At 72.5% G+C, this 24262-nt stretch carries 19 protein-coding genes and 2 pseudogenes; 12 read left to right on the forward strand and 9 right to left on the reverse strand.

What is annotated here, in order from left to right:
* The first annotated feature begins 298 nt into the window (after positions 1-298).
* Positions 299-523: a hypothetical protein gene (locus ABD207_RS31790; RefSeq protein ID WP_344016782.1), complete on the forward strand. Its 225-nt coding sequence runs from the start codon at positions 299-301 to the stop codon at positions 521-523.
* On the opposite strand, the gene ABD207_RS31795 is transcribed toward ABD207_RS31790, so the two are convergent.
* On the reverse strand, positions 520-3411 hold the full coding sequence (locus tag ABD207_RS31795; RefSeq protein ID WP_344016784.1) for an FAD-binding and (Fe-S)-binding domain-containing protein: 2892 nt from the start codon (positions 3409-3411) through the stop codon (positions 520-522). The two genes, ABD207_RS31790 and ABD207_RS31795, sit on opposite strands and share 4 nt — an antisense overlap.
* A gap of 121 nt (positions 3412-3532) precedes the next feature.
* Between ABD207_RS31795 and serC the strand changes: the two genes are divergently transcribed.
* Positions 3533-4651, forward strand: coding sequence for a phosphoserine transaminase (gene serC, locus ABD207_RS31800; RefSeq protein WP_344016785.1), 1119 nt, complete (start codon positions 3533-3535; stop codon positions 4649-4651).
* 127 nt (positions 4652-4778) lie between these two features.
* On the opposite strand, the pseudogene ABD207_RS31805 reads toward serC, so the two are convergent.
* Positions 4779-4961, reverse strand: a pseudogene (locus ABD207_RS31805) (ABC transporter permease); the annotation flags it as partial.
* A gap of 124 nt (positions 4962-5085) precedes the next feature.
* Positions 5086-6087 (reverse strand): WD40 repeat domain-containing protein, encoded by a 1002-nt coding sequence (locus ABD207_RS31810; protein WP_344016786.1) that lies wholly within the window; start codon positions 6085-6087, stop codon positions 5086-5088.
* An 89-nt stretch (positions 6088-6176) separates the two neighbouring features.
* Between ABD207_RS31810 and ABD207_RS31815 the strand changes: the two genes are divergently transcribed.
* Positions 6177-6878, forward strand: a complete 702-nt coding sequence (locus tag ABD207_RS31815) for an SGNH/GDSL hydrolase family protein (RefSeq protein WP_344016787.1) — start codon at positions 6177-6179, stop codon at positions 6876-6878.
* 122 nt (positions 6879-7000) lie between these two features.
* Positions 7001-7993, forward strand: a complete 993-nt coding sequence (locus ABD207_RS31820) for an aldo/keto reductase (protein WP_344016788.1) — start codon at positions 7001-7003, stop codon at positions 7991-7993.
* Positions 7994-8367: 374 nt separating this feature from the next.
* Here the strand turns inward: ABD207_RS31820 and thpR are convergent, their stop codons facing one another.
* Positions 8368-8940, reverse strand: a complete 573-nt coding sequence (thpR, locus tag ABD207_RS31825) for an RNA 2',3'-cyclic phosphodiesterase (RefSeq protein WP_344016789.1) — start codon at positions 8938-8940, stop codon at positions 8368-8370.
* A 95-nt stretch (positions 8941-9035) separates the two neighbouring features.
* On the opposite strand from thpR, the gene ABD207_RS31830 reads away from it, so the two are divergent.
* On the forward strand, positions 9036-9623 hold the full coding sequence (locus tag ABD207_RS31830; RefSeq protein WP_344016790.1) for a Uma2 family endonuclease: 588 nt from the start codon (positions 9036-9038) through the stop codon (positions 9621-9623).
* Between the two features lie 28 nt (positions 9624-9651).
* Here ABD207_RS31830 and ABD207_RS31835 read toward each other — a convergent pair whose 3' ends face one another.
* Together ABD207_RS31835 and ABD207_RS31840 are read right to left on the reverse strand one after the other, a co-directional pair.
* Positions 9652-11013: an MFS transporter gene (locus ABD207_RS31835; protein WP_344016791.1), complete on the reverse strand. Its 1362-nt coding sequence runs from the start codon at positions 11011-11013 to the stop codon at positions 9652-9654.
* A gap of 28 nt (positions 11014-11041) precedes the next feature.
* Positions 11042-11479 (reverse strand): MarR family winged helix-turn-helix transcriptional regulator, encoded by a 438-nt coding sequence (locus ABD207_RS31840; RefSeq protein ID WP_343999019.1) that lies wholly within the window; start codon positions 11477-11479, stop codon positions 11042-11044.
* Positions 11480-11635: 156 nt separating this feature from the next.
* On the opposite strand from ABD207_RS31840, the gene ABD207_RS31845 reads away from it, so the two are divergent.
* A complete protein-coding gene (locus ABD207_RS31845; RefSeq protein WP_344016793.1) occupies positions 11636-11818 on the forward strand; it encodes a ribbon-helix-helix protein, CopG family in 183 nt (60 codons plus the stop codon).
* A gap of 34 nt (positions 11819-11852) precedes the next feature.
* Here the strand turns inward: ABD207_RS31845 and ABD207_RS31850 are convergent, their stop codons facing one another.
* On the reverse strand, positions 11853-13304 hold the full coding sequence (locus ABD207_RS31850; protein ID WP_344016794.1) for an NCS2 family permease: 1452 nt from the start codon (positions 13302-13304) through the stop codon (positions 11853-11855).
* A 151-nt stretch (positions 13305-13455) separates the two neighbouring features.
* Between ABD207_RS31850 and ABD207_RS31855 the strand changes: the two genes are divergently transcribed.
* On the forward strand, positions 13456-13743 hold the full coding sequence (locus ABD207_RS31855; RefSeq protein ID WP_344016795.1) for a DUF2530 domain-containing protein: 288 nt from the start codon (positions 13456-13458) through the stop codon (positions 13741-13743).
* Positions 13744-13875: 132 nt separating this feature from the next.
* Positions 13876-16275, forward strand: coding sequence for an HAD-IC family P-type ATPase (locus tag ABD207_RS31860; protein WP_344016796.1), 2400 nt, complete (start codon positions 13876-13878; stop codon positions 16273-16275).
* 236 nt (positions 16276-16511) lie between these two features.
* Here ABD207_RS31860 and ABD207_RS31865 read toward each other — a convergent pair whose 3' ends face one another.
* Complete coding sequence (locus ABD207_RS31865; protein WP_344016797.1) at positions 16512-19643, reverse strand: sacsin N-terminal ATP-binding-like domain-containing protein; 3132 nt, start codon at positions 19641-19643, stop codon at positions 16512-16514.
* Between the two features lie 254 nt (positions 19644-19897).
* Here ABD207_RS31865 and ABD207_RS31870 point away from each other — a divergent pair, with 254 nt between their 5' ends.
* Complete coding sequence (locus ABD207_RS31870; protein WP_344016798.1) at positions 19898-20770, forward strand: hypothetical protein; 873 nt, start codon at positions 19898-19900, stop codon at positions 20768-20770.
* Between the two features lie 27 nt (positions 20771-20797).
* On the opposite strand, the gene ABD207_RS31875 is transcribed toward ABD207_RS31870, so the two are convergent.
* Positions 20798-21718, reverse strand: a complete 921-nt coding sequence (locus tag ABD207_RS31875) for a DUF3027 domain-containing protein (protein ID WP_344016799.1) — start codon at positions 21716-21718, stop codon at positions 20798-20800.
* A gap of 335 nt (positions 21719-22053) precedes the next feature.
* Here ABD207_RS31875 and ABD207_RS31880 point away from each other — a divergent pair, with 335 nt between their 5' ends.
* The 3 genes and pseudogenes from ABD207_RS31880 to ABD207_RS31890 all read left to right on the forward strand — a co-directional run.
* Entirely contained in the window at positions 22054-23463 is a 1410-nt protein-coding gene (locus ABD207_RS31880; RefSeq protein WP_344016800.1) for an MFS transporter, read from the forward strand.
* Between the two features lie 84 nt (positions 23464-23547).
* Complete coding sequence (locus tag ABD207_RS31885) at positions 23548-24000, forward strand: DUF2771 domain-containing protein (protein WP_344016801.1); 453 nt, start codon at positions 23548-23550, stop codon at positions 23998-24000.
* A 23-nt stretch (positions 24001-24023) separates the two neighbouring features.
* Positions 24024-24262, forward strand: a pseudogene (locus ABD207_RS31890) (futalosine hydrolase); the annotation flags it as partial.

The raw sequence follows: 24262 nt of genomic DNA on the forward strand, positions 1-24262 counted from the left end.
TACCGCGAGACAAGGGGTTCACCCTGCCGATAGTGCAACACGATGCACTGTCCAGTCCACCAAATTAAACTAGGCCAGGATCAGGTCAGGACCGTGAACCGCTTACATACCTGACCATGCGACTCCCACCCACCCCTGGTCAAGCCGCTCCGGCATACGGACGCCCGCCTTCCGTCCCCCTCGCTCACCGATCACGAACGGCCGCCATGGGCGCTGCAGTACTGTTCGTGGATTTGACACAAGGCCAACTGGACCGGACGGGGGACGAGGCCGGATGGCGCCATCGGGAGACCGGCTCATGCTCGACGCCATCTTGCGGCTCACTCGCCGAGGTGGCGCCCTGCTCGCCTCGGAGATGGCGCTGATCGACATCTTCACCGGCGCCCACGCCGGCGTGCCGGCCCTGGTCCGCTACGTGTTCATCCTGGGCGCCCCCGTCTCCATCACCGCGGTGTGCCTGTGGGAACTGCGCCGCCTGCGCATCCACTACGGACGGGACCTGCGCGGGCTGCTGATGCGCTAGGGGGTGTCCACGGCGTCCAGCCCCTCCGCCAGTACCTCCGCGAGGTGGCGGACCCGGACGCCGGCCAGTTGTTCCAGTTGGGTGCGGCAGGAGAAGCCGTCCGCCAGGACGACGGCCGTCTCTCCGGCCTTGCGGACCGCGGGGAGGAGCTGTTCCTCGGCGCAGGCGGCCGAGATGTCGTAGTGGCCGTCCTCGAAGCCGAAGTTGCCGGCGAGGCCGCAGCAGCCGCCGGTCAGGTCGCCGGTGAGGCCGGCGGCGGTGCGCAGCCGGCGGTCGGCGGCGTCGCCGAGCACCGCGTGCTGGTGGCAGTGGGTCTGGCCGGTGACGGGGCGGTCCAGCCTCGGCGGGCTCCAGTGCGGGGCGTACTCCTCCAGGGTCTCGGCGAAGGTGCGGATGCGGGAGGCGAGGCGCGCGGCCCTCGGATCGTCGTGCAGCAGCTCCGGCGCGTCCGAGCGCAGGGCGGCGGCGCAGCTCGGTTCCAGGACGACCACCGGGGCGTCCGTCTCCAGCACCGGTTCCATGAGGTCGAGGGTGCGGCGCAGCACCGACCGTGCCCGGTCGAGCTGGCCGGTGGAGAGGTAGGTCAGCCCGCAGCAGACCCGGCCGCGCCGGGCGGTCAGCAGCCGTGCCGCCGACCGTGAGCGCGCGTCCCCCACCGGCCGGCCGCGCAGCCGCAGCGACGGGGGCAGGGCCACCCGCAGGCCCGCCGCCTCCAGCACCCGCACGGCCGCCCGCCCCACCGAGGGCGACAGATGCTCGGTGAACGTGTCGGGCCAGAGAACGACCAGGGGGGCGTCCGCAGGGGCTGCGGCACCGCGGCTCCGCCACCAGCGTGTGAACGTCCGGCCCGCGATGCGTGGGAGCTCCCGCTGCTGTGCGAGGCCGCCCAGGCGTTTCCCGAGCCGGGCCAGCGGCCCCACCGACGCCAGCGCGTTGACCAGGGCCGCCGTCCGGGTCCGGGCCACCCAGCGCAGCCAGAGCGGCAGCCGGCCCATGGTGTAGTGGGCGGCCGGGCGGCGGCGGCCGGCGTAGTGGTGGTGCAGGAACTCCGCCTTGTAGGTGGCCATGTCGACCCCGACGGGGCAGTCCGAGCGGCAGCCCTTGCAGGACAGGCACAGGTCGAGCGCGTCCCGCACCTCGGTGGAGTGCCAGCCGTCCGTCACCAGTTCACCGGCGAGCATCTCGTGCAGCAGCCGGGCGCGCCCGCGTGTGGAGTGCTCCTCGGCGCCGGTCGCCCGGAAGGAGGGGCACATCACCGCGGGGCCGGACACCGAGGTGGTACGGCACTTGGCGACGCCCACGCAGCGGCGCACCGCGGCCGAGAAGTCCCCGTCGTCGGCCGGGTAGCCGAAGGCGACGCCGACCGGCTCGCGGGGCAGCACGGAGAAGCGGAGGTGGGTGTCCAGCGGAGCGGGGCGGACCAGCATGCCCGGGTTCAGCAGGTCGCCGGGGTCCCAGACGGCCTTGGTCCGCTCGAAGAGGGCCACCATCTCCTCGCCGTACATCCGCGGCAGCAGCTCGGCCCGGGCCTGCCCGTCCCCGTGCTCCCCGGACAGCGAGCCGCCGTGCGCCACGACCAGGCCGGCCAGTTCCTCGGAGAAGCGGCGGAAGCGGGCGATGCCCGGCTCGGTGAGGAGGTCGAAGTCGATGCGGACGTGGATGCAGCCGTCCCCGAAGTGCCCGTAGGGGGTGCCGCGCAGGCCGTGCGCGGCCAGCAGCCCCCGGAAGTCCCGCAGATACGCGCCGAGGCGGGCGGGCGGCACCGCGCAGTCCTCCCAGCCGGGCCAGGCCTCGGTGCCGTCCGGCATGCGGGTGGCGGTGCCGCTCGCGTCCTCCCGGATCCGCCACAGCGCCCGCTGCCGCGCCGGGTCGGTCACCACCAGGTGGTCCACGACGTCGGCCGCGCGCACGATCGTCTCCGCCCGCGCCCGCGCCTCGTCCTCGGTGTCGCCGCCGGTCTCCACGAACAGCCAGGCCCCGCCGCGCGGCAGACCGGCCGGCGAGGGCACCAGGTCGGCCGCCATGCCCTCCACCGTCAGCGGTCCGTACGGCAGCAGCCCCGCCGCCGCCTCCGCGGCCCCGCTCTCGTCCGCGTACGCCAGCACCGCGAGCGCCCGCACCCGCGGCACCGGCACCAGCTCCACCACCGCTTCCGTCAGCACGCCCAGGGTGCCCTCGGACCCGCAGAAGAAGCGGGCCACATCGGCGCCCCGCTCCGGCAGCAGCGCGTCCAGCGCGTACCCGGAGATACGCCGGGGCAGCTCCGGGAAGCCGGTGCGCAGCCGGGCCAGCTCCCCCTCCACCAGCTCCCGCAGCCCGGCCGGCGCCCCCGCCCACCGCCGGCCGAGCTCCAGCCGCTCGCCTCCGGAGGTGACGACCGACAGCGAACGCACGCTGTCCGCCGTCGTTCCCCAGGCGACGGAATGGGAGCCGCAGGAGTTGTTGCCGATCATTCCGCCGAGAGTGCAGCGGGAGTGGGTGGACGGATCGGGGCCGAAGCGCAGGCCGTGCGGGGCGGCGGCCTCCTGGAGGCGGTCGAGCACGAGTCCCGGCTGGACCACGGCGGTGCGCGCCTCGGGGTCGAGGTGGAGGACGCGGTTCATGTGCCGGGTGAAGTCCAGCACCACCCCGGTGCCGGTCGCCTGCCCCGCGATCGACGTCCCCCCGCCGCGCGCCACCACCGGCACGCCGTGCGTCCGGCACACCGCGAGCGCGGCCGCCACGTCGTCGGCGTCCCGCGGCGCGACGACACCGAGCGGGACCCGCCGGTAGTTGGAGGCGTCCATGGTGTTCAGCGCCCGCGCGGTGATGCCGAAGTCCACGGACCCGCGTACGGCCCTGGCCAGTTCGTCCCGCAGCTGCCGGTGCTCCGTCGTTCCGGTGGTCATTCCCTCAGCATGCCCGCAGGGACCGTCCGCGCCTCCCGTCGCCTGCCCCCCGCGCCCCGCGCCCGTCTCACCGGACGGACGACGTTTCGCCCGGCTTTCCCGGAGCCGATAGGCTCCGACCGTGGCTGAGATCCAGATTCCCGCTGACATCAAGCCCGCCGACGGACGTTTCGGCGCGGGTCCCTCCAAGGTGCGGACGGAAGCGCTGGACGCGCTGGCCGCGACCGGTACGTCCCTCATGGGCACCTCCCACCGCCAGGCCCCCGTCAAGAACCTGGTCGGTCAGGTACGCGAGGGCATCCGCGAGCTGTTCCAGCTCCCGGACGGCTACGAGGTGATCCTCGGCAACGGCGGCTCCACCGCGTTCTGGGACATCGCGACCCACGGCCTGATCGAGAACAAGTCGCAGCACCTCAGCTTCGGCGAGTTCAGCTCCAAGTTCGCCAAGGCGGCCAAGCTCGCCCCCTGGCTCGCCGAGCCGGACATCATCTCCACCGACCCGGGCACCCACCCGGAGCCGGTCGCCGCGGCCGGCGTGGACGTCTACGCCTTCACCCACAACGAGACCTCCACCGGTGTGGCCATGCCGATCAAGCGCGTGGCCGGCGCCGACGAGGGCGCGCTGGTCCTGGTGGACGCCACCTCCGGCGCCGGCGGCCTGCCCGTCGACATCGCGGAGACGGACGTCTACTACTTCGCCCCGCAGAAGTCCTTCGCCTCCGACGGCGGCCTGTGGATCGGCATCTTCTCCCCCGCGGCCATCGAGCGCGCCGAGCGCATCCACGCCTCCGGCCGCCACATCCCGGAGTTCTTCAGCCTCCCCACGGCGATCGACAACTCCCGCAAGAACCAGACGTACAACACCCCGGCCCTCGCCACCCTGTTCCTGCTGAACCAGCAGCTGGAGTGGCTGAACGGCCAGGGCGGTCTTGACTGGGCGGTCCGCCGCACGGCCACCTCCGCCCGCACGCTGTACGGCTGGGCCGAGGACATCAAGTACGCCAACCCGTTCGTCACCGACCCGGCCAAGCGCTCGGCGGTCATCGGCACGATCGACTTCACGGACGAGATCGACGCCGCCGCCGTCGCCAGGACCCTGCGGGCCAACGGCATCGTCGACACCGAGCCGTACCGCAAGCTCGGCCGCAACCAGCTCCGTGTGGCGATGTTCCCGGCGATCGACCCGGCGGACATCGAGGCGCTGACGAAGTGCGTCGACTACGTGATCGAGCGGCTCTGACGGACGTGTCCGCCAGCGCCGTGCGCTGACGGAACGCACACGTGAAGGGGCGCCCGGCCATCGCCGGGCGCCCCTTCGCCTGTCCGTGCCTCGACCAGCCCCCTGGCTGCGAATTGCCGGCTTCCGCCTACCGGCACAGGCGCTGAAAGCGCCGCACCGCCACCGCCACCGCCAGGAAGAGGACCGTCAGCATGACCGGCCACAGCCCCGCCATCAGCAGCGCATGCTGCTCGACCCAGGAGTCCCCGCCGCCGACCGGCGTCCCGAACAGCTCGCGCGTCGCCGCGGCCGTGGAGGAGAGCGGGTTCCAGATGTGCGTGACCACCCGCCGCGCGGCCGCGGCCGACGGCTCCTCGGTGCCGCCGGCCGACGGCTCCTCCTCAGCCCCGGGGCCCGCCGACTCCTCCTCAGCCCCGGCGCCCGGCGACTCCTCCTCAGCCCCGGCGGCGGAACAGCCGTCGTAGCCCGAGCAGTACGGCGATCGCGGCGATCACCGCGATCGCCCCCGAAGTCAGCGTCGGGGCACCGAACTTGCCGTCACCGGAGGCACCGGCGGCGTCCCCCTTCCCGGAGGACGACCCCTCGCCGTCACCACCGCCGCCCGGGGCCTCCCGCGCCACGACCCCGCTGCCCTCTCCCTCGCTGCCGAACAGTAGCCGCGACCCGTCGGCGGAGTAGGTGACGGACTCCCCCTGCCCTTGGATCGGCACGCTCAGCCGCCCCTTGCGCCGCAGCTTCCCGCCGTTCCAGTCGTAGTGGACGCCGCCGAAGTACCCGCGCACGGCGAGCTGTTGACCGTCCGGCGAGAGCGCGGCGTCGGTCGCCCAGATCTCCACGTCGGCGACCGGCCGGAAGACATTGGTGCCCGAGGGGCTCAACTCGGCGGGTCCCGCGTAGAGATGCCCGCCTTCCTCCTGCTTGTCGATGATGTAGACGCGCCCGGTCCTCGGGTGCACGACCATCGATTCGGCGTCGCGGCTGCCGTCCGAGTACTTCACCACGTACTGGGTGGCCCGGACCGTCTGGTCCTTGAGCACCTTCGGCTCGGGCAGCCGGTAGATCCACACATACGGCCACTGCACACCGTCGTTGTCGCCGATGTCGCCGACGTAGAGCTGGTTGTCCGGGCCCATCGAGATCGCCTCGACGTCACGCGGGGTGCCCACCCCGGTCAGGGTGATCGTCGCGACGGTCTCGCCGGTGCGGCTGTCCACGGCGTAGAGGAAGGCGCCCCGGTCCTGGTCGTTGTGCGTCCAGTAGATGCCCTTGTGGCGGCGGGAGGCGGCCAGCCCGCTGGACTCGGTGATGCGCGGATCCTTGATCTGGAACCCGCCGTCACCGTCGTCGCTGCCGGCGGCGGAGGCGGTGGGGACGGCGGTGACGGCGAGAGCACCCGCCAGAAGTCCCGCGGCGAGCAGGGCGAAAGATCGGCGCATGTCCCAAGAGTGCCACCCCGCGCGGCGGTGCGAGGGCTGGTGGCCGGACTCACATCGCGGCGACCGGTGGTTTCGTCCATGATGATCGTGTGCTCAGGTTGATGCCCGTAGGCGACTCGATGACCATCGGGAGCGCGGGTGAACACACCTGGCGTTACCGGCTGTGGCAGCACCTGTGCGGGGCGTACGGCAGACCCTTCACCTTCGTCGGACCGCGCGAGACGCTCCGGGACCCGGCGACGGACGAACCCACCTCGTACGCCTACGCCGACCCCGACTTCCCGCGGGCGCATCTGGCCGGGTGGGGCGAGGGCTGGTGCCATATGGCCCCGCTGATCGGCGAGGCGGTCCGCACCTGCCGCGCCGACGTGCTCCTGGTCTCCCTCGGCCTGATCGACCTGGGCTTCTACACCAACGCCGAGCAGACGGCGGCCAACGTCCGCACCTTCGTCGACGAGGCGCGGGCCGCCCGCCCGGGCATCCGGATGGTCCTGCTGCCGGTGATCCCCAACATCCGCGCCCAGCAGGACGCCCCCTTCGCCGCCCAGGTCACCGAGTTCAACGAGCGCCTGGCCAAGACCGCGGCCGACCTGGACACCCCCGCCTCCCCCGTCCTGCTGGCCAACCCGGCCCCGTCGTACGACATCCACGCCGACACCTACGACGGCACGCACCCCAACGCCAGCGGCGAGCACAAGCTGGCGGCGTCCTTCGCGGACGCGATGTGGCAGAGCTGGGGTCTGGGCGGCCCCTACGAGGTGCGGGACCGCATCGGCGGCCGGGGCCGCTGACCGGCACCCCGTCATGGCGCGCAGCACGTCGGTGTGCGCTACGGGGTCGACAGCCGGGCGGGCGGAGGGCCGCGGGACGTCCCCTTGCTTAGAGCGCACTCCACGACGTTGGCTGGACAGTCATGAAGTACACGCAGCTCGGACGCACCGGACTCAAGGTCAGCCGACTCGTCCTCGGCACGATGAACTTCGGTCCGCAGACCGACGAGGCCGGCAGTCACGCCATCATGGACGCGGCGCTGGACGCCGGGATCAACTTCTTCGACACCGCCAACGTCTACGGCTGGGGCGAGAACAAGGGCCGCACCGAGAGCATCATCGGCAACTGGTTCGCCAAGGGCGGCGGCCGGCGCGACAAGGTCGTCATCGCCACCAAGGTGTACGGGAACATGGGCACCGACGGCGAGGTCTGGCCCAACCACGACAAGCTCTCCGCGGTCAACATCCGCCGGGCCGTGGACGCCAGCCTCAAGCGGCTCCAGACGGATCACATCGACCTCTACCAGTTCCACCACATCGACCGGGCCACCCCGTTCGAGGAGATCTGGCAGGCCATCGACGTCCTGATCCAGCAGGGCAAGATCATCTACGTCGGCTCCTCCAACTTCCCCGGCTACAAGATCGCCCAGGCCAACGAGCTCGCCGCCCGCCGCGGCGGCACCATCGGGCTGGTCAGCGAGCAGTGCCTGTACAACCTCTACGAGCGGCGCGCCGAGATGGAGGTCATCCCGGCCGCGCAGGACTACGGGCTCGGGGTGATCCCCTGGTCGCCGCTGCACGGCGGGCTGCTGGGCGGGGTGCTGAAGAAGCAGGCCGAGGGCGGGCGGCGGGCCTCCGGGCGGGCCGCCGAGACGCTGCAGGACCCAGCCGCCCGCGCGAAGATCCAGGCGTACGAGGATCTGGCCGACAAGCACGGGCTGAAGCCCGGCGAGCTGGCCCTGGCCTGGCTGCTCACCCGCCCCGGCGTCACCGGCCCGATCGTCGGCCCGCGCACCGCGGAGCAGCTGACGTCCGCGCTGCGGGCGGCGGAGCTGGAGCTGAGCGAGGAACTGCTGGCCGGCCTGGACGAGATCTTCCCCGGCCCGGGCCCGTCCCCGGAGGCCTTCGCCTGGTAGCGGGCGGGACCGGACGTTCCCGCACACGGAAGCCGGCTGCGGCGCCAGGGGCTGTCTTTCGGATCTTGCCGCTTCCGGTGGCGGTGCCCTTGCAGCCGGCCCGAGCGGGGTCTGGTGCGTGCAGCTGCAAGGCGGAGGAGGGCGGCGCCGCGATGGGGGTCCCTCCCGCGCGAGCGCAGCCGAGCGCGGGGGAGTCGCCAACCGACGACAACGCCGCAGATGCGCGTGCCGGACCCCGCGACCGGCGGCAAGATCCGAAAGCCAGGCCCTGGAACTAGTTCCCGAGCACCGCCGCCAGCGCCACCACGACGAACATCAGCACGAGCGCACCGGCCATGATCCGGTTACGGGTCTTCGGGTCCACGCCTTCGAGCCTAACCGGCCGCCCCGAGCATCCGGCGCGCGACCGCCTCGTAGCGGGGCTGCTCGCCCGGCACCCCGGACGTCGGCAGGTTGCTGCGCACCAGCGCCAGCTCCGCCACGGTCCAGGTACGGCTGCGGAACGCGCGCAGCTGCGCGACGAAGGGCCGGGCGTCGATGCCGTCCCGGCTGCGGGCCACCGTCAGATGCGGCTTGTACCGGCGGTGCTCCCCCATGTCGATGCCCGCCTTGCGCGCCGCCGACTCGGCCCGTCCGGCGAGCACCCCGAGGGCCCGCACATCGCCGTCCGCCCCGGCCCACAGGGCCCTCCCGCGCCCGAACTGACCCCCGCCGCTGAGCGCCAGCGCGAACGGCTCCGTACGGGACGCGGCCCGCCCGAGCCGCTCGGTCAGCGCGGGCACCAGCTCCTCGTCGACCTCCCCGTAGAAGGCCAGCGTGAAGTGCCACCCCGGCTGCCCGGTCCACCGCAGCCCGTCGGCCCCCGGCAGCGTCTTCAGCGCCGCCACCTCCGCCGCAAGCTCCGCGACGACGTCCTCGGTCGGCAACACGGCAGCGAACAGTCTCATGGGGGCCAGTCTGCCCCGGGTGACCCGGTCACCGTGCGTATCGTTGTACTGCGCGGCTGTACGCATCGAGCGGCCAGCCGGGGAGGAGCGCCACGATGACCGTCCTTGATGACAGGATCGAGATGGCCGAGAGCGGCGACGAACTCACGCTCGACATGATGTTCGAGTGGCTGGAGAGGATGCCCGTCCCCGAGGGTTACAAGGCCGAGATCGTCGGGGGGCACATTTTCATGACGCCGCAGCGGGACACCCACTGGGACATCATCGCGGACATCTACGACCAGCTGCGGACCAAGTATCCGCGCAAACGCGTCAAGTCCGATGTCCGCATGGACTACCCGGGCCGCCTCAACGGTTTCGCCTCCGACATCGTGGCGCTGGCGGAAGGCGCTCAGAAGGACGCCAAGGGCCTCTGGCGCCATGAGGACGTCGAGTTCGTCGCCGAAGTCATCTCCAAGGACACCGCGTCCAACGACTACGGGCCCAAGAAGGACACCTACGCGGCGGCCGGCGTCCCCGTGTATCTGATCGTCGACCCGTACGCCGGTGAATGGCACCTGCACACCCTGCCGCAGGACGGCAAGTACCACAGCAGCGTCAGCTTCGGCTTCGGCGTCGACATCGACCTCACCGACACCCCCGTCGGCCTCGTCCTCAAGACCGACGACTTCCCCCGCGACTGACCGGCGCGCCCGGCCGGCCACCCGTCCGCTACACCGCCCGGGCCAGCTCCTCCTCGCGCTGCTCCCTCGGGACGAAGCGGATGTGGGGGTGGCCGTGGTGCCAGCCGATGGTGAGGCGGAGGTTGCCCACGCGGGCCAGGATCAGGCCGATGACGGCGGCGGCGGTGATGGCGACGGCACCGCCGGCGGCGAAGCCGATGCGGGCGCCGTAGGTGTCGGTGAGCCAGCCGACGACGGGCGCGCCGACCGGGGAGCCGCCGAGGAAGACCATCATGTAGAGGGCCACGACGCGGCCCCGGACGGCCGGGTCGGTGGACATCTGGATGGAGGTGTTCGTGGTGACGTTGACCGTCATCGCGAACAGGCCGATCGGGATCATCAGCAGGGCGAACATCCACAGCTCGGGGGCGGCCGCGGCGAGGATCTCCAGCGTGCCGAAGGCCAGCGCGGCCAGGATCAGCAGGCGCAGCCGGGCCGTGCCGCGGCGGGCGGCGAGCAGGGCGCCGGCCAGCGAACCGACCGCCATCAGCGTGTTGAACATGCTGTAGACGCCCGCGTCCCCGTGGAAGACGTCGTCGGCGAAGGCGGAGAGGTAGACGGGGAAGTTGAAGGCGAAGGTGCCGATGAAGCCGATCAGCACGATGGGCCAGATCAGCTCGGGGCGGCCGGCCACATAGCGCAGGCCCTCGCGCAGCTGGCCCTTGCCGCGCGGCGCGCGCTCCACGGCGTGCAGCTCACGGGAGCGCATCAGCAGCAGGCCGGTGAGCGGCGCCACGAAGGACAGGCCGTTGAGGAGGAACGCCCAGCCCGTGCCGACGCCGGTGATCAGCAGGCCGGCGACGGCGGGGCCGACCAGGCGGGCGGACTGGAAGTTCGCCGAGTTCAGGCTGACCGCGTTCTGCAGCCGGCGGGGGCCGACCAGCTCGGAGACGAAGGACTGGCGGGCCGGATTGTCGACCACGGTGGCCAGGCCGACGGCGCAGGCGGCGACGTAGACGTGCCAGACCCGCACCTGCCCGGTCAGGGTGAGGACGGCGAGCGCGATCGCGGTGAGCGCCATCGCGGACTGGGTGACGAGAAGCGTGGGGCGCTTGCGCAGGCGGTCGACGAGCACGCCGCCGTACAGGCCGAACAGCAGCATCGGCAGGAACTGCAGGGCGGTGGTGATGCCGACGGCGGCGGAGGAGCCGGTGAGGCTGAGCACCAGCCAGTCCTGGGCGATGCGCTGCATCCAGGTGCCGATGTTGGAGACGACCTGGCCGAGGAAGAACAGGCGGTAGTTCCTGATCCTCAGCGAGGAGAACATCGACGTCTTGCGGGGGGTGGTCTCGCGGGCGGGTTCGCGGGTGTCCGGTGCGGGGGCGGAAGGTGCTCCGGGTCCCGTACTCAAAAGGTTCGCCTCCTCGCGAATCGACGTCCTACAGGTGCGCCAGCTTCTCCAGCACCGGGGCCGCGACGCGCAGCTTGGCCCACTCCTCCTCGTCGAGCTCCTCCACCAGGGAGGCCAGGAAGGCGTTGCGCTTGCGGCGGCTCTCCTCGAGCATCGCCTCTGCCCGCTCGGTCTGCGTCACGACCTTCTGGCGCCGGTCGTCCGGATGTGGCTCCAGCCGGACCAGCCCCTTGGACTCCAGCAGCGCCACGATGCGGGTCATCGACGGCGGCTGGACGTGTTCCTTGCGGGCGAGCTCGCCCGGGGTGGCGCTGCCGCAGCGGGCCAGGGTGCCCAGCACCGACATCTCGGTGGGGCTGAGCGACTCGTCGACCCGCTGGTGCTTGAGCCGACGGGACAGCCGCATCACGGCGGATCGGAGTGCGTTCACGGCGGCCGCGTCGTCGCCATGGCTGAGGTCCGGCATGTTGTTTAGGTTATCTCATTACCCTGGCTAAGGACCACTGGAGAAGTCCATGGATGCCCGTGACGACCGCCACTCAGACACCGGATCACTCATATGGGTGATCCTTCAACGGAACCTGACACACCGCACCGAAGGGTGCGGCAACGCTCATGAGCCATGGGGACCGAAGTGCTCAGCCTCCGCATAGACCACGAACTGCTCGAACGGCTCAAGGAGCATGCCGCCAGACGCGGCATGAGCGTCCAGGACTATGTCGTCCGGACGCTCATGCGCGATGACTTCGACCAGCGGTTCCAGGCCGCCGTCGAGGAGACGGAGAAGTTCTACGGGGTCACCTGAGCCCTGCCGAGGGCGCGGGCGGGGACCCCGCCGGTCAGGTCAGGCCCAGTGCCGGCATCAGGTAGTAGAAGGCGAACACCGCCGCCACCACGTACATCGCCGGCGGGACCTCCCGGCCGCGCCCGACCGCCAGGCGCAGCACCACGAAGGTGATGAAGCCCATCCCGATGCCGTTGGTGATCGAGTAGGTGAACGGCATCATCAGCATCGTCACGAAGGCCGGGACGGCGATCGTGTAGTCCGCCCAGTCGATCTCCTTGACCGACCCCGCCAGGATCAGGAAGCCCACCGCGACCAGCGCGGGCGTGGCCGCCTGCGACGGGACCATGGTGGCGACCGGCGTGAGGAACAGCGCCACGGCGAACAGCGCACCGGTGATCACATTGGCGAAGCCGGTGCGCGCGCCCTCGCCGACACCGGCGGTGGACTCCACGAAGCAGGTGGTGGCCGAGGCCGAGCCGGCGCCGCCCGCGGCGACCGCGATGCCGTCGACGAAGAGCACCTTGTTGATGCCGGGCATCTGGCCCTCGCCGTCGGTCAGCCTGGCCTCGTCGGAGACGCCCATGATCGTGCCCATCGCGTCGAAGAAGCACGACAGCAGCACGGTGAAGACGAACAGCACGCCCGTCAGCACCCCGACCTTGCCGAACCCGCCGAACAGGCTGACCTCGCCGATCAGGCCGAAGTCAGGGGTCGCCACCGGGTTGCCGGGCCAGGTCGGGCTGGTCAGACCCCAGGAGGGGATGTCGGCGAAGGCGTTGATGATCATGGCGACGACCGTCATCACCACGATCGACAGCAGGATCGCGCCCGGCACCCGGCGCACGATCAGCGCCAGCGTGAGCAGCGCGCCGAGCACGAAGACCAGCACCGGCCAGCCGGTGAGGTGACCGTCCGCGCCGAGCTGCAGCGGGACGGTGGTCTGGGCGGCGTCGGGGATGCGGGAGACGAAGCCGGCGTCCACCAGGCCGATCAGCATGATGAACAGGCCGATACCGATCGCGATGGCCTTGCGCAGCCCGTAGGGCACGGCGTTCATCACGCGCTCGCGCAGACCGGTGGCGACCAGCAGCATCACCACGAAACCGGCCAGCACCACCATGCCCATGGCGTCCGGCCAGGACATCCGCGGGGCGAGCTGGAGCGCGACGACCGAGTTCACGCCGAGCCCCGCGGCCAGCGCGATCGGGACGTTGCCGATGACGCCCATCAGCAGCGTGGCGAACGCCGCCGTCAGCGCGGTCGCGGTGACCAGCTGGCCGTTGTCCAGCTGGTGGCCGTACATGTCCTTCGCGCTGCCCAGGATGATCGGGTTCAGCACGATGATGTAGGCCATCGCGAAGAAGGTGGCGAAACCGCCGCGGACCTCGCGGGCGAGGGTGCTGCCGCGCTCGGAGATCTTGAAGAAACGGTCGAGCGCTCCGGACGCCGGGCCGGACCCCGGCTGGTCGGGGCTGGGGGCCTTGGCGGGGGCCGAGGTGGACATGCGGGACCTCATCACCAGCGGGCCTCCCCCAAGACCCTTTGGTGTTTCCTACGAACAGAAGTGGTCAGAGACAAACGGATTCAGTATGAACATATGGCGGCCGCAAATCCATCTACTCGCGTAGAGAGGCAGGCCCCGTAAGCTGTCGCTCATGGCAGGGCTTTTCTCGGGTACCCCGATCAGGCACGAGGCGCCGGAGCCCCTGGAGGGGCCGGTCGTCGGCACCGTCGTCGGCGGCACGATCGTCTGGTTCGTCCTCTTCCTGGTGCAGCTGCCCTTCTACAGCTGGTTCGAAGAGCACGGCCACACCTGGTGGCTGTGGACCTGCCTGGCCGGCGGCGGACTCGGGCTGATCGGCATCTGGTACGTGCGCAAGCGGGACGCGGCGATCAAGCGGGCGCAGGCGGAGCGCGAGGAGCGGCAGTCCGCCTCCTCGTGACTGCCCGTCGGCCCACCGCCTGCCCCCGTCGTACGACCACGGCACGACAAGGCCCCGAGGCCCGTCCCACCGTGGTCTGAACTCCGCGCCTCCGGCGGGTGAATGCCCCCGTCCGCACGTACCGTCGAATGCATGACGCATCTCGACGCGGGCACCCAGGCCGACGTCGCGCGAGCCGGCTTCCGCATCACTCCGGCGACCGGACTGACCTCCGCCGAGGTCGCCGAGCGGGTGGCCCGCGGCCGCGTCAACGACGTGCCGGTGCGCAGCAGCCGGTCGCTGACCGACATCGTCCGCGCCAACGTCTTCACCCGCTTCAACGCGATCATCGGCGTGCTCTGGGTGATCACGCTGGTGGTCGCGCCCATCCAGGACAGCCTGTTCGGCTTCGTGATCCTCGCCAACACCGGCATCGGCATCGTGCAGGAGTGGCGGGCGAAGAAGACCCTGGACTCGCTGGCGCTGATCGGCGAGGTGCGGCCCACGGTGCGCAGGGACGGGACGGCCACCGAGGTCAGCACGTCCGGGATCGTGCTCGACGACCTCATCGAGATCGGGCCGGGCGTCAAGATCGTCGTCGACGGGGTGTGCGTCGAGACCGACATGCTGGAGATCGACGAGTCGCTGCTCACCGGCGAGGCCGACCCGGTGGTCAAACGGCCCGGGGACCAGGTGCTGTCCGGAAGCTTCGTGGTCGCGGGCGGCGGCGCCTTCCAGGCGACCAAGGTGGGCCGCGCGGCATACGCGGCGCGGCTCGCCGAGGAGGCCTCCCGCTTCACCCTGGTCCACTCCGAGCTGCGCTCGGGCATCTCCACGATCCTCAAGTACGTGACCTGGATGATGATCCCGACCGCGATCGGCCTGATCATCAGCCAGCTGGTGGTGAAGGACAACGAGCTGAAGGACTCCATCGCCCGCACCGTCGGCGGCATCGTGCCGATGGTCCCGGAAGGGCTGGTGCTGCTCACCTCCATCGCCTTCGCGATCGGTGTGATCCGGCTCGGCCGCAAGCAGTGCCTGGTGCAGGAGCTGCCCGCCATCGAGGGGCTGGCGCGGGTCGACACGGTGTGCCTGGACAAGACCGGCACCCTGACCGAGGGCGGCATGGACGTCACCGAGCTGCGGGTCTTCGACGGGTACGAGGAGCCGTACGTCCACGGGGTGCTCGGGGCGCTCGGCGCCTCCGACCCCCGCCCCAACGCCTCCCTCCGGGCGATCATCGACCGCTACCCGGCGGCCGGCGGCCGGCGCTGCACCGAGGCGCTGCCCTTCTCCTCCGCCCGCAAGTACAGCGGGGCCGTGCTCGAGGAGGACGGCGGCCGCGGCGGGACCGTGACCTGGCTGCTCGGGGCGCCCGACGTCCTGCTGGCCGCCGGCCACCCGGCGCTGAAGGACACCGACCGCCTCAACCGGCGGGGGCTGCGGGTGCTGCTGCTGGCCCGCACCGGCCGGGCCCTGTCCGCCGAGGACGTCGCCGAGGGCGCCCGGCCGGCCGCGCTGGTGGTGCTGGAGCAGCGGCTGCGCCCGGACGCCGCCGACACCCTGCGCTACTTCGAGGAGCAGAACGTCCGCGCCAAGGTCATCTCCGGCGACAACGCGGTGTCGGTCGGGGCGGTCGCCTCGAAGCTCGGCCTGGAGGGCAGGACGGTCGACGCACGCCGGCTGCCCGCCGACCGGGACGAGATGGCCGAGGCGCTGGACGAGGCGACCGTCTTCGGCCGGGTCACCCCGCAGCAGAAGCGGAACATGGTGGGCGCGCTGCAGTCGCACGGGCACACCGTGGCGATGACCGGCGACGGCGTGAACGACGTGCTGGCGCTGAAGGACGCGGACATCGGCGTGGCGATGGGCTCGGGATCGGAGGCGACCCGGGCCGTCGCGCAGATCGTGCTGCTGAACAACAGCTTCGCCACGCTGCCGTCGGTGGTGGCGGAGGGCCGCCGGGTCATCGGCAACATCACGCGGGTGGCGACGCTGTTCCTGGTGAAGACGGTGTACTCGGTGCTGCTGGCCATCCTGGTGGTCTGCTCGCAGGTGGAGTACCCGTTCCTGCCCCGCCATCTGACCCTGCTGTCCACGCTGACCATCGGCGTCCCGGCGTTCTTCCTGGCCCTTGCCCCCAACCGCGAGCGGGCCCGCCCCCACTTCGTCCGCAGGGTCATGCGGTACGCCATCCCCGGCGGAGTACTGGCCGCGCTCGCCACCTTCGCGACGTACCTGCTGGCCCGCGCCCACTACTCCGGCGAGGGCGCCCTGGAGGCGGAGACCAGCGCGGCGACCCTGACCCTCTTCCTGATCTCCATCTGGGTCCTGGCGGTCATCGCCCGCCCCTGCACCTGGTGGCGCATCGCCCTGGTCGCGGCGATGGCAGGAGCCTTCCTGCTGGTGCTGGCGGTGCCGTGGCTGCAGGAGTTCTTCGCCCTGAAGCTGGTCGGCATGACGCTGCCGTGGATCGCGGTGGGCGTGGCGGTCGCGGCGGCGGTCACCCTGGAGTTCGTGTGGAGGTGGGTGGACCGCCGCTTCCCCGCCTGACCCCGGTCGGCCGGCGGGCCGCATGCCGCGTCCGCCGCGCGCCGTCCGCCGTGCGGGATCGGTACCCGGACGAAGACATCAGGCTGAGGTGGGACCACGACGCCTGCGCGCGGTCGATGGCGGTCTGACACTGGCACGAGGCCATCACCAGCACCTCCGCGACTGACCGAGAAAGCGGAGGCAAGCCCCTGGATGCCCCGCCGGCGCACGCCGGCGGGGCATCTCAGTGCCCGGCCTCAGTCGAACCAGCGGTCCCGGGCCAGTTCCTCCGTGCGGGACGGGTCCTCCAGGAGGGCTGCCACCTCGAAGCGGCGGGGCCACTGGCCGGCTGCCCAGGCGAGGCCTGCGGCGACGCCCTCGAGGGTGGCGGCGTGGACGACGCCGTCGTCGGTGAGGCGCCAGTCGATCTCGATGCCGTCGACGACGAGTTCCTCGTGCTCGACGTAGGAGGAGGGCGTGCGCGGGCCGAGCAGGACGCGTACGGAGTCCGGGACCTCGTGCTCCGTGCCCTTGCTGTGCACCTCGCCGGTGACGGACTCGCTCAGGCGGCGCACCTGGAAGAGTTCGGCGAGTTCGGCGGCGCGGGTGGGGCGGACCGGGAGGAGGGGGACGCCCTCGGTGAAGGGGAGCAGGTCGGGCGAGTCGACGACCACCGCGTCGGCCGCGTCCACGACCCGCACTTCCCCGTCGACGACCGCGCGCAGCTCGTCCGGCAGGGTCACCTGCTCGGGGTCCAGTTCGGCCAGCGCGGTGTACAGGGCGTGCAGTTGGGGTGCGGTGACCTCGCGGTCGGGGTCGGCGAGGCGGTCAAGGAGTTCGGCCGCGCCGCCCGGCTCGTCGAGCAGGGCCGACACGGAGGTGCGCACGCCCAGCGCGCGCAGCACCTGCTCGTCGTCGAAGCCGGTCGCGTCGGCCTCGTCGTACAGCCCGCGCAGCAGCGGGTCGCCGCCGGCGGCGCGCAGGCCGGCCGGGCGGCGTCCGTCGAGCACGGGGTGGCCGCGCAGCCACCAGGCGGTGTAGGGCCGTACGACCTCGTGGGTGCCGTCCGGCAGCAGGATCCGCACCGGCTGGGTCAGCGCGTCCCGCAGCGGCGGGCGGGACAGCAGGGCGAGGGCGCGGGGCCACTGGTCGTCGTCGACCAGGTCCAGGTCGCGGACGGCGACGATCTCGGTGGCGACCGGCGGCACGGGCGTGTCGGGGAAGCGGTCGAGGATGTCCTCGCACCACACGTCCACCGCGTCCAGCAGTCCCGCGTCGTCCGGCTCGGGGTAGTCGCCCTCGCGCGGCTCGAGTTCGTCGGGGTCGAGGACGACGTCGGTGGCGCGGATCAGGGTGAAGTTCACCAGGACGCCGCAGGCGGCCAGCGGCTGCTCGCCCCACCGTTCGGCCAGCTCGGCGTCGACGGCGGCGAGTTCGCCCTCGCGCATCACGGAGGCGAAGGGGCCGCCGGGGAAGACCAGTTCGCAGGCGGGGGACAGCTCGCCGTCCTCGTCGGGCAGCGCCAGGGCGCCCAGCCAGGGCTCGTCGCCGGGTTCCAGGCCCGCGTCCCGCACCAGGCCCAGCACGAGGTCGGCGAGTTCCTCGGCGTCGAGGCCCTCCTCCTCCCAGTTCAGCGGCCCCTCGTCGTCCAGCGAGGCGGCGACGGCGGCCCGCACCTGCGGGGTGGTGAGCACGGCGCGCGGGGTCGCCGGGAGCGCGCCGAGCTTCTCCAGCAGGGGGTGCGCGGCGTCCGGGTGGGCGACCTTCAGGCCGAGCCGGCCCAGCACCTCCGGGTCGATCCGCGCGGCGTCCGGGCCCGGCAGGAGCACCTGCCGCGGCCCGATGGTGGTGCGCCCGTCGGCCAGCGGCACCGGCAGCCCGGACAGCCGGTCGGGGTCGACGCCGGCGAGGCTCTCGTAGAGGCGCCGCCACCAGTCGGGGGCCTTCTCCAGGCCGGCGAGCCGGTCGATCGCGTCGGTGAGCGGGATGCGGGCGACGCCGAGCGTGCGCAGCTCGACCCGCCGCTCCAGACCGGCGGGCAGCAGCGTCGGCAGCACCTGGGCCAGCACCCGTACGGTGTCCGAGCCCGCGCCCTCGACGATCTCGGCGTCCCGCGGGCGCAGTGCCTCCGGCAGCTCGCTGTCGTCGCCCCCCTCGCCGGGCGGGACGGCCGGCGGCAGGAACGCGGTGCGCGGCAGCCGTTCCAGGATCGCCCGGCGCAGCGCCCCGTCCAGCTCGCCCCTGCCGAGCGGGCCGGGCACCAGGTCGATGATCCCGGTGGTCACGGGCCGCCACTCGGCGAGGAGTTCGGCGTAGGTGTCGGCGGCGCGCTCGACGAGGAAGTCGGTGAGCGGGCCGGAGGCGGCGTGCCGCCGGGTGAAGTCGAGCGGGAAGGAGGCGATGAGCAGGGCCGGGACGCCGAGCGGCTCGTCGCTGGGCGTGGGGGCGTGCAGGACGGGGCTGGTGCGGGGGCGGCCGGGGCTGCCGTCGTCGTCGGCGGGGACGGCCCAGGTCACCGACCAGTGCGGGCGCAGCCGCTCCTCGACGGGCCGGTCGGCGAGCAGCTCGGGGGCGATCGGGCCGTGCGCGGTGGCGGTGCGCCACCGGGTGGTCCCGTCCCGGGAGTCCTCCACGACGGTGAGGCCGGCCTCGGCGCGCCGCCGCAGCGTGCGGGGCTGGTCGTCGCCGGTCTCGACGACGACCTCCTCGAGCCCGGGCAGGGTGAGCAGCAGCGCATCGTCGACGGCGTTCAGCAGCCGCTCGGCGAGGTCGGCGGCCGCGGCGTCGCGCAGCGGCAGGATGACGGCGGTGTCGTACGGGGCGGGCGGGGTGCCCTCGGCGGCGAAGGGCAGCCGCAGCAGGGGCACATGTCCGTCGCGGCGCCGGATCTCGTCGCCGAGGCCGGGGCTGTGCCGGGCGGTCTCCTGGGCCAGTTCCCGCGCCTCGGCGAGGGACCAGCGCACACCGCCGTGCCGTCCGACGACGGCGGGCTCGTCGGAGACGGCGAGCACGGCGGCGAAGCCGACGCCGAACCGTCCCACGGCCCGCTCCGGCTCGTCCCGCTTGGCGGAGGCGCGCAGGGTGGACAGCGACTCGACTCCGGCGGCGTCCAGCGGGGCGCCGGTGTTGGCGGCGACCAGCACTCCGTCCCGCAGGGTCAGCCGGAGCCGGCCCGGCACTTGGGCGCGGGCGGCGGCGTCGGCGGCGTTCTGCGCGAGTTCGACGACGAGCCGGTCCCGGTAGCCGCCGAGGACCAGGTCCTCCTCGGCGTTGGCGTCCTCCCGGAACCGCGCGGGGCTGGTGGCCCAGGCGTCCAGCACCCCTCGCCGCAACCGGGCCGTCCCGAACGGATCGGCCCCCTCTGCGGCGGGCCGCACGAACATGCTCACGTTGATCTCTCCTCCGGGGCCCACATCGGCGCGTGTGGTCGAAGGTACCGCCCCGGCGGCCACACCCACCAAGATCCGCAGCGCAGGCCGGCGGGCGAGCACCGGTGCCGGGTCGGCCCTGGTCGCGGACAGGCCCGGCGATCACCCCTCACTCGCCCGGGTGAACCTCCCGCGATCACCCGCACGCCGCCCCGGACAACTCCCCTACGCTCGCTCCGAGTTCCCCGTGGCATATGCAAGAAGCAAGGAAGCGCATGGTCAGTCCGCCGCACGAGGCGATGCATCGCATCTTCCAGCACGACCCCGGCCTCTTCAGCCGTGTCTCGCGCTTCCTGGGTGTCGACATGCCACCCCCGGTGGGCGCCGCGATCCTCCCGACCGACCTCACCGAAGCGAGCCCCGTCGAACGCCGGGTCGACACGCTGCTGCGTCTGGAGACCGCCGAGCAAGGAGCCTTCCTCCTGGCCGTCGAGGCCCAGGGGAAGAAGCACCCGGAGAAGCAGGCGAGCTGGGCCTGCTACGTCTCGTACCTGTGGACGAAGTACCGGCTGCCCACCGCGCTCCTGGTGGTCTGCCAGGACCACACCACCGCCAAGTGGGCGGGGCAGCAGGTCAGCAGCGGGCCCGCCCAGGTGCCCACGCTCACCCTGCGACCCCTGGTCGCCGGCCCGCACAACATGCCGGTCATCACCGACCCGGAGGAAGCCCGCGCCGATCTCGTCCTGGCCAGCCTGGCGGCCATCACTCACGCCGCCGAGCCGGCCGTCAATGGGATACCGAAGGCCCTGTCCGCCGCGTTGCAGGACGCGCCGGAAGCCGTCGCGGATCCCATCATCGAATTCACCGCTCAAGGCCTGGCAAGAAGCCCGGCCAAGGATCTCTGGAGGAACCTGGTGGCCGTGGACCTCTCCTTCTACAAGTCGTACATCGCCGAGGAGATCCGCACTGAGGGCGAGATCCACAGAGGCGCCCAAGACGTTCTGCTTGTCCTCGAGCAGCGCGGCCTCGACATCCCCGACGCCGTACGCAGCCGTGTCCTGGAATGCCACGACCCCGAGATCCTGCGCCAATGGCTCGCCCGAGCAGTGATCGCGACCGAGGCAGAGCAGATCTTCGGAGACGAGTGACCCCCCGCCCCTGAGTGACCGCCCGCTCTACGAGTGCCCCAGTTCCGCCGAGTCCTCGTCCTCCGTGGAGGGGACGGAGCCGGAGTCGGGGGACGGGCGGAGGGGGAAGGGGTCGACCCGGGTCTCGTCGATGACCGGCGGGGCCGGGCGCGGCGGCTTCGGCATGACCGCCGCCTCGGAGTGGCCGCCGCAGCCGTAGGCGAGGGAGACCACGTGGCCGTCGGCCGGGGAGTACTCGTTGGCGCAGATGCCGAAGGCCTGGCCGAGGGAGCCGCCGATGGGGACGAGGAAGCCGCAGCTGACGCAGGAGGCGGGGGCCGCCTGGGCCATCGGGGTCTTGGGGCCGAACGCCTCCTCCCAGCGGTCCGCCGCGCTGTGCAGGCCGTAGCGGGACAGCACGCGGGCGCGGCCCAGGCCCAGTTCCTCGGCGACCGCGGCGATCGAGCCGCGCGCCGGGGCGGGCTGGTGCGCGGGCGTGCCCGGGGTGACCTCCGCGTCCTCCGCCTCGGCCAGGTCGGCGATCTCCTCGGAGAGCACCGAGTTGGGCGGGACCTCGTCCGCGCCCGTGTAGCCGGGTTCGAGCCGCAGGTCCTCCGCGTCGGTGGGGAGCAGGTCGCCGGGCCCGAGGTCCCCGGGGCGCAGCCGCTCGCTCCACGGCACCCACTCGGGTGCGAGCAGCGCGTCGGGGCCGGGCAGCAGCACCGCCTCGTCCACCGTGACGATCCTGGCGCGGGAGGCGCGGGCGACGGTGACGGCCCAGCGCCAGCCGCGGTAGCCGAGTTCCTTGCACTCGAAGAAGTGCGTGACGACCCGGTCGCCCTCGGAGACGCAACCCTCGTACTCGCCCACGACCCCGGGCGCGGCGGCTTCCTCGGCTGCGGCGCGCGCGAGGTCGACCGCCTCGGCGCACAGACGGTCGGGGGTCCGGCTTCGCGTTGCTGCGCTCACAGGTATCGCTTCTCTCCTACGCCGTCTCACGAGTGCGCCGCTCAAGCGCGGGGGGCGGACGGAGCGGACCGGTGGACCGCGTCGACGTCCGCGCCGAATCGTGCTCGGGCGCGCCTCCATCCATTCTGCGGGATGGCTGAGATACGCACGCTACCTTCTCGCGTCCGCTGGGCCTACACCGACGGTTGATCTCGCCGTCCGCGCGCCGCCCGGCACGCCGCCGGCCGCCGTCAGCCGTCATCAGCCGCCGTCGCCGTTGCGCCGGACAGCCGCACCGCCGCCGCGTCCCGGCCGATGAAGCACTAGGGAGCCGCTTCTCGGGGCACTATGGCGTCGTGGCTACCGCGAGGACACCCCGCGGCGCCACCGGGAGCGGTGGGCCGAAAGGGGTCAAGGGAAGGCGGGCGGGCCGTCTCCGTGCGGTCGGCCGCGCGCTGCATCTCCCGTTCACCGGAGCCGCACGCGGGATCCGCAAGGCCACCCATGCGCACGGCGCCGGGGAGTCCGGCCTCGGCAAGCTGATCGAGCTGCACGGCGTGAACGGCGCCGGCGACGTGATGATCACCGTGGCGCTGGCGTCGACCGTCTTCTTCTCCGTGCCGACGGACGAGGCCCGCGGGCGGGTCGCCCTCTACCTCGCGATCACCATGCTGCCCTTCACCCTGCTCGCCCCCGTCGTCGGCCCGCTGCTGGACCGGCTGCCGCACGGCCGCCGCGCGGCGATGGCCGGCGCGATGCTCGCCCGGGCGCTGCTGGCGCTGGTGCTGTCCGGAGCGGTCGTCAGCGGCAGTCTGCAGCTGTATCCGGCGGCGCTCGGCGTGCTGGTCGCCTCCAAGGCGTACGGAGTGGTCCGCAGCGCGGTGGTGCCGAGGCTGCTGCCGCCCACGTTCTCCCTGGTCAAGGCGAACTCACGGGTCACCCTCGGCGGGCTGCTTGCCACCGGGATCGCCGCGCCGATCGGCGCCGGGCTGCAGCAGATCGGGCCCCGCTGGCCGCTCTACGGCGCGTTTGTGATCTTCGTGGTGGGGACGGTGCTGTCCTTCACCCTGCCGCCGAAGGTGGACTCCGCGAAGGGCGAGGACACCGCCCTGCTCGCCGCGGACGCCCAGCATCTGCACGGGCCGCACCTGAAGCCGGTCAAGCGGCCGGGGCTGCGCACGGTCGGCCCGGCCGTCATCAACGCGCTCGGCGCCAACGCCTCCATTCGCTGCCTCACCGGCTTCCTGATCTTCTTCCTGGCGTTCCTGCTGCGCGAGCATCCGATGACCGGTCAGAGCGCCGCCGTGTCGCTGGGGATAGTGGGCGTGGCAGCCGGCACCGGCAACGCGCTCGGCACGGCGGTCGGCGCCTGGCTGAGATCCCGCGCCCCGGAGATCATCATCGTGACGGTGGTGGCCTGCGTGGCGGGCGCCGCCGTCATCGCGGCGGTGTTCTTCGGCGCCTTCCTGGTCGCCTGTCTCGCCGCGATCGCCGGGTTCGCGCAGGCGCTGGCCAAACTGTCCCTGGACGCGCTGATCCAGCGGGACGTGCCGGAACTGGTGCGCACCTCGGCGTTCGCCCGCTCCGAGACGCTGCTGCAGATGTCGTGGGTACTGGGCGGCGCCATCGGCATCGTCATGCCGCTGATCGGGCCGCTGGGCCTCGCGGTCGGCGCGGGCATCGTCGGCACCGGGTGGCTGCTCACCGTCCGGGCGCTGATCGGTTCGGCCCGGCACGGGGGTGCCCGGCGGCCGCGAGTGGCGTAACGCTCCGGCCACGCCGCACCCCGCGTGGGAAGCGGACCGGATGCGCCCTATAGCCTTCGTGCCATGACCAGGTTGCAATCCGCTGTGCGACGCCGCCGCGCTGTCGCCGCCGCCGGCGCCGTATCCGCCGGACTGCTCGTCCTGTCGGCCTGTGACAAGCCCACGCCGCTGGCCACGATCACCGTGGGCGACTCCTCGGTGAGCTCCGAGGCCACCTGCGGCGGCGAGGGTGCGACGCTCAGGCCCGACGACATCAACAAGTGCCTGAAGGACAAGGGCGTCGAGGAGATCAAGGTCGACCCGGACGCCACCGTGCGCTTCGGTGTGGACCCGGACATCGCCGACGAGGGCTGGACGATCCTGATGAACGGCCGCCCGCTGACCGACTCCAGCACGAAGACGTACCGGACCATCCCCGGCAGCGTGTTCTTCAACGAGCAGTACGGCGCCCAGGGCGACTCGACCCTCGTGTCGATCAAGGAGGGCGAGACCGACGCCACCGGGCTGTGGTCCTTCCGGCTGAAGAAGGACGCCTGATCACGTCGTCCGCACGCATCCTCGTGGCCACCGCGGTCCCCGCCGAACGGGACGCGGTGGCCCGGGCGTTCCCGGGGCAGGTGCGCGAGACCGAACTGCCCGGTGCGGCCCTGCGCCGGGTCGGCGGCGGCCCCGACCTCCTCGCCGCCGGGGTCGGCCCCGCGCTCGCCGCCGCCTCCACCGCCGCCGCGCTCACCGCCGCCGCGCTGGACGGCCGCCCCTACGCCCTGGTGATCTCCGCCGGGATCGCCGGCGGCTTCGC

This window comes from Streptomyces thermospinosisporus (assembly GCF_039526425.1).
Lineage (GTDB): Bacteria > Actinomycetota > Actinomycetes > Streptomycetales > Streptomycetaceae > Streptomyces > Streptomyces thermocarboxydovorans.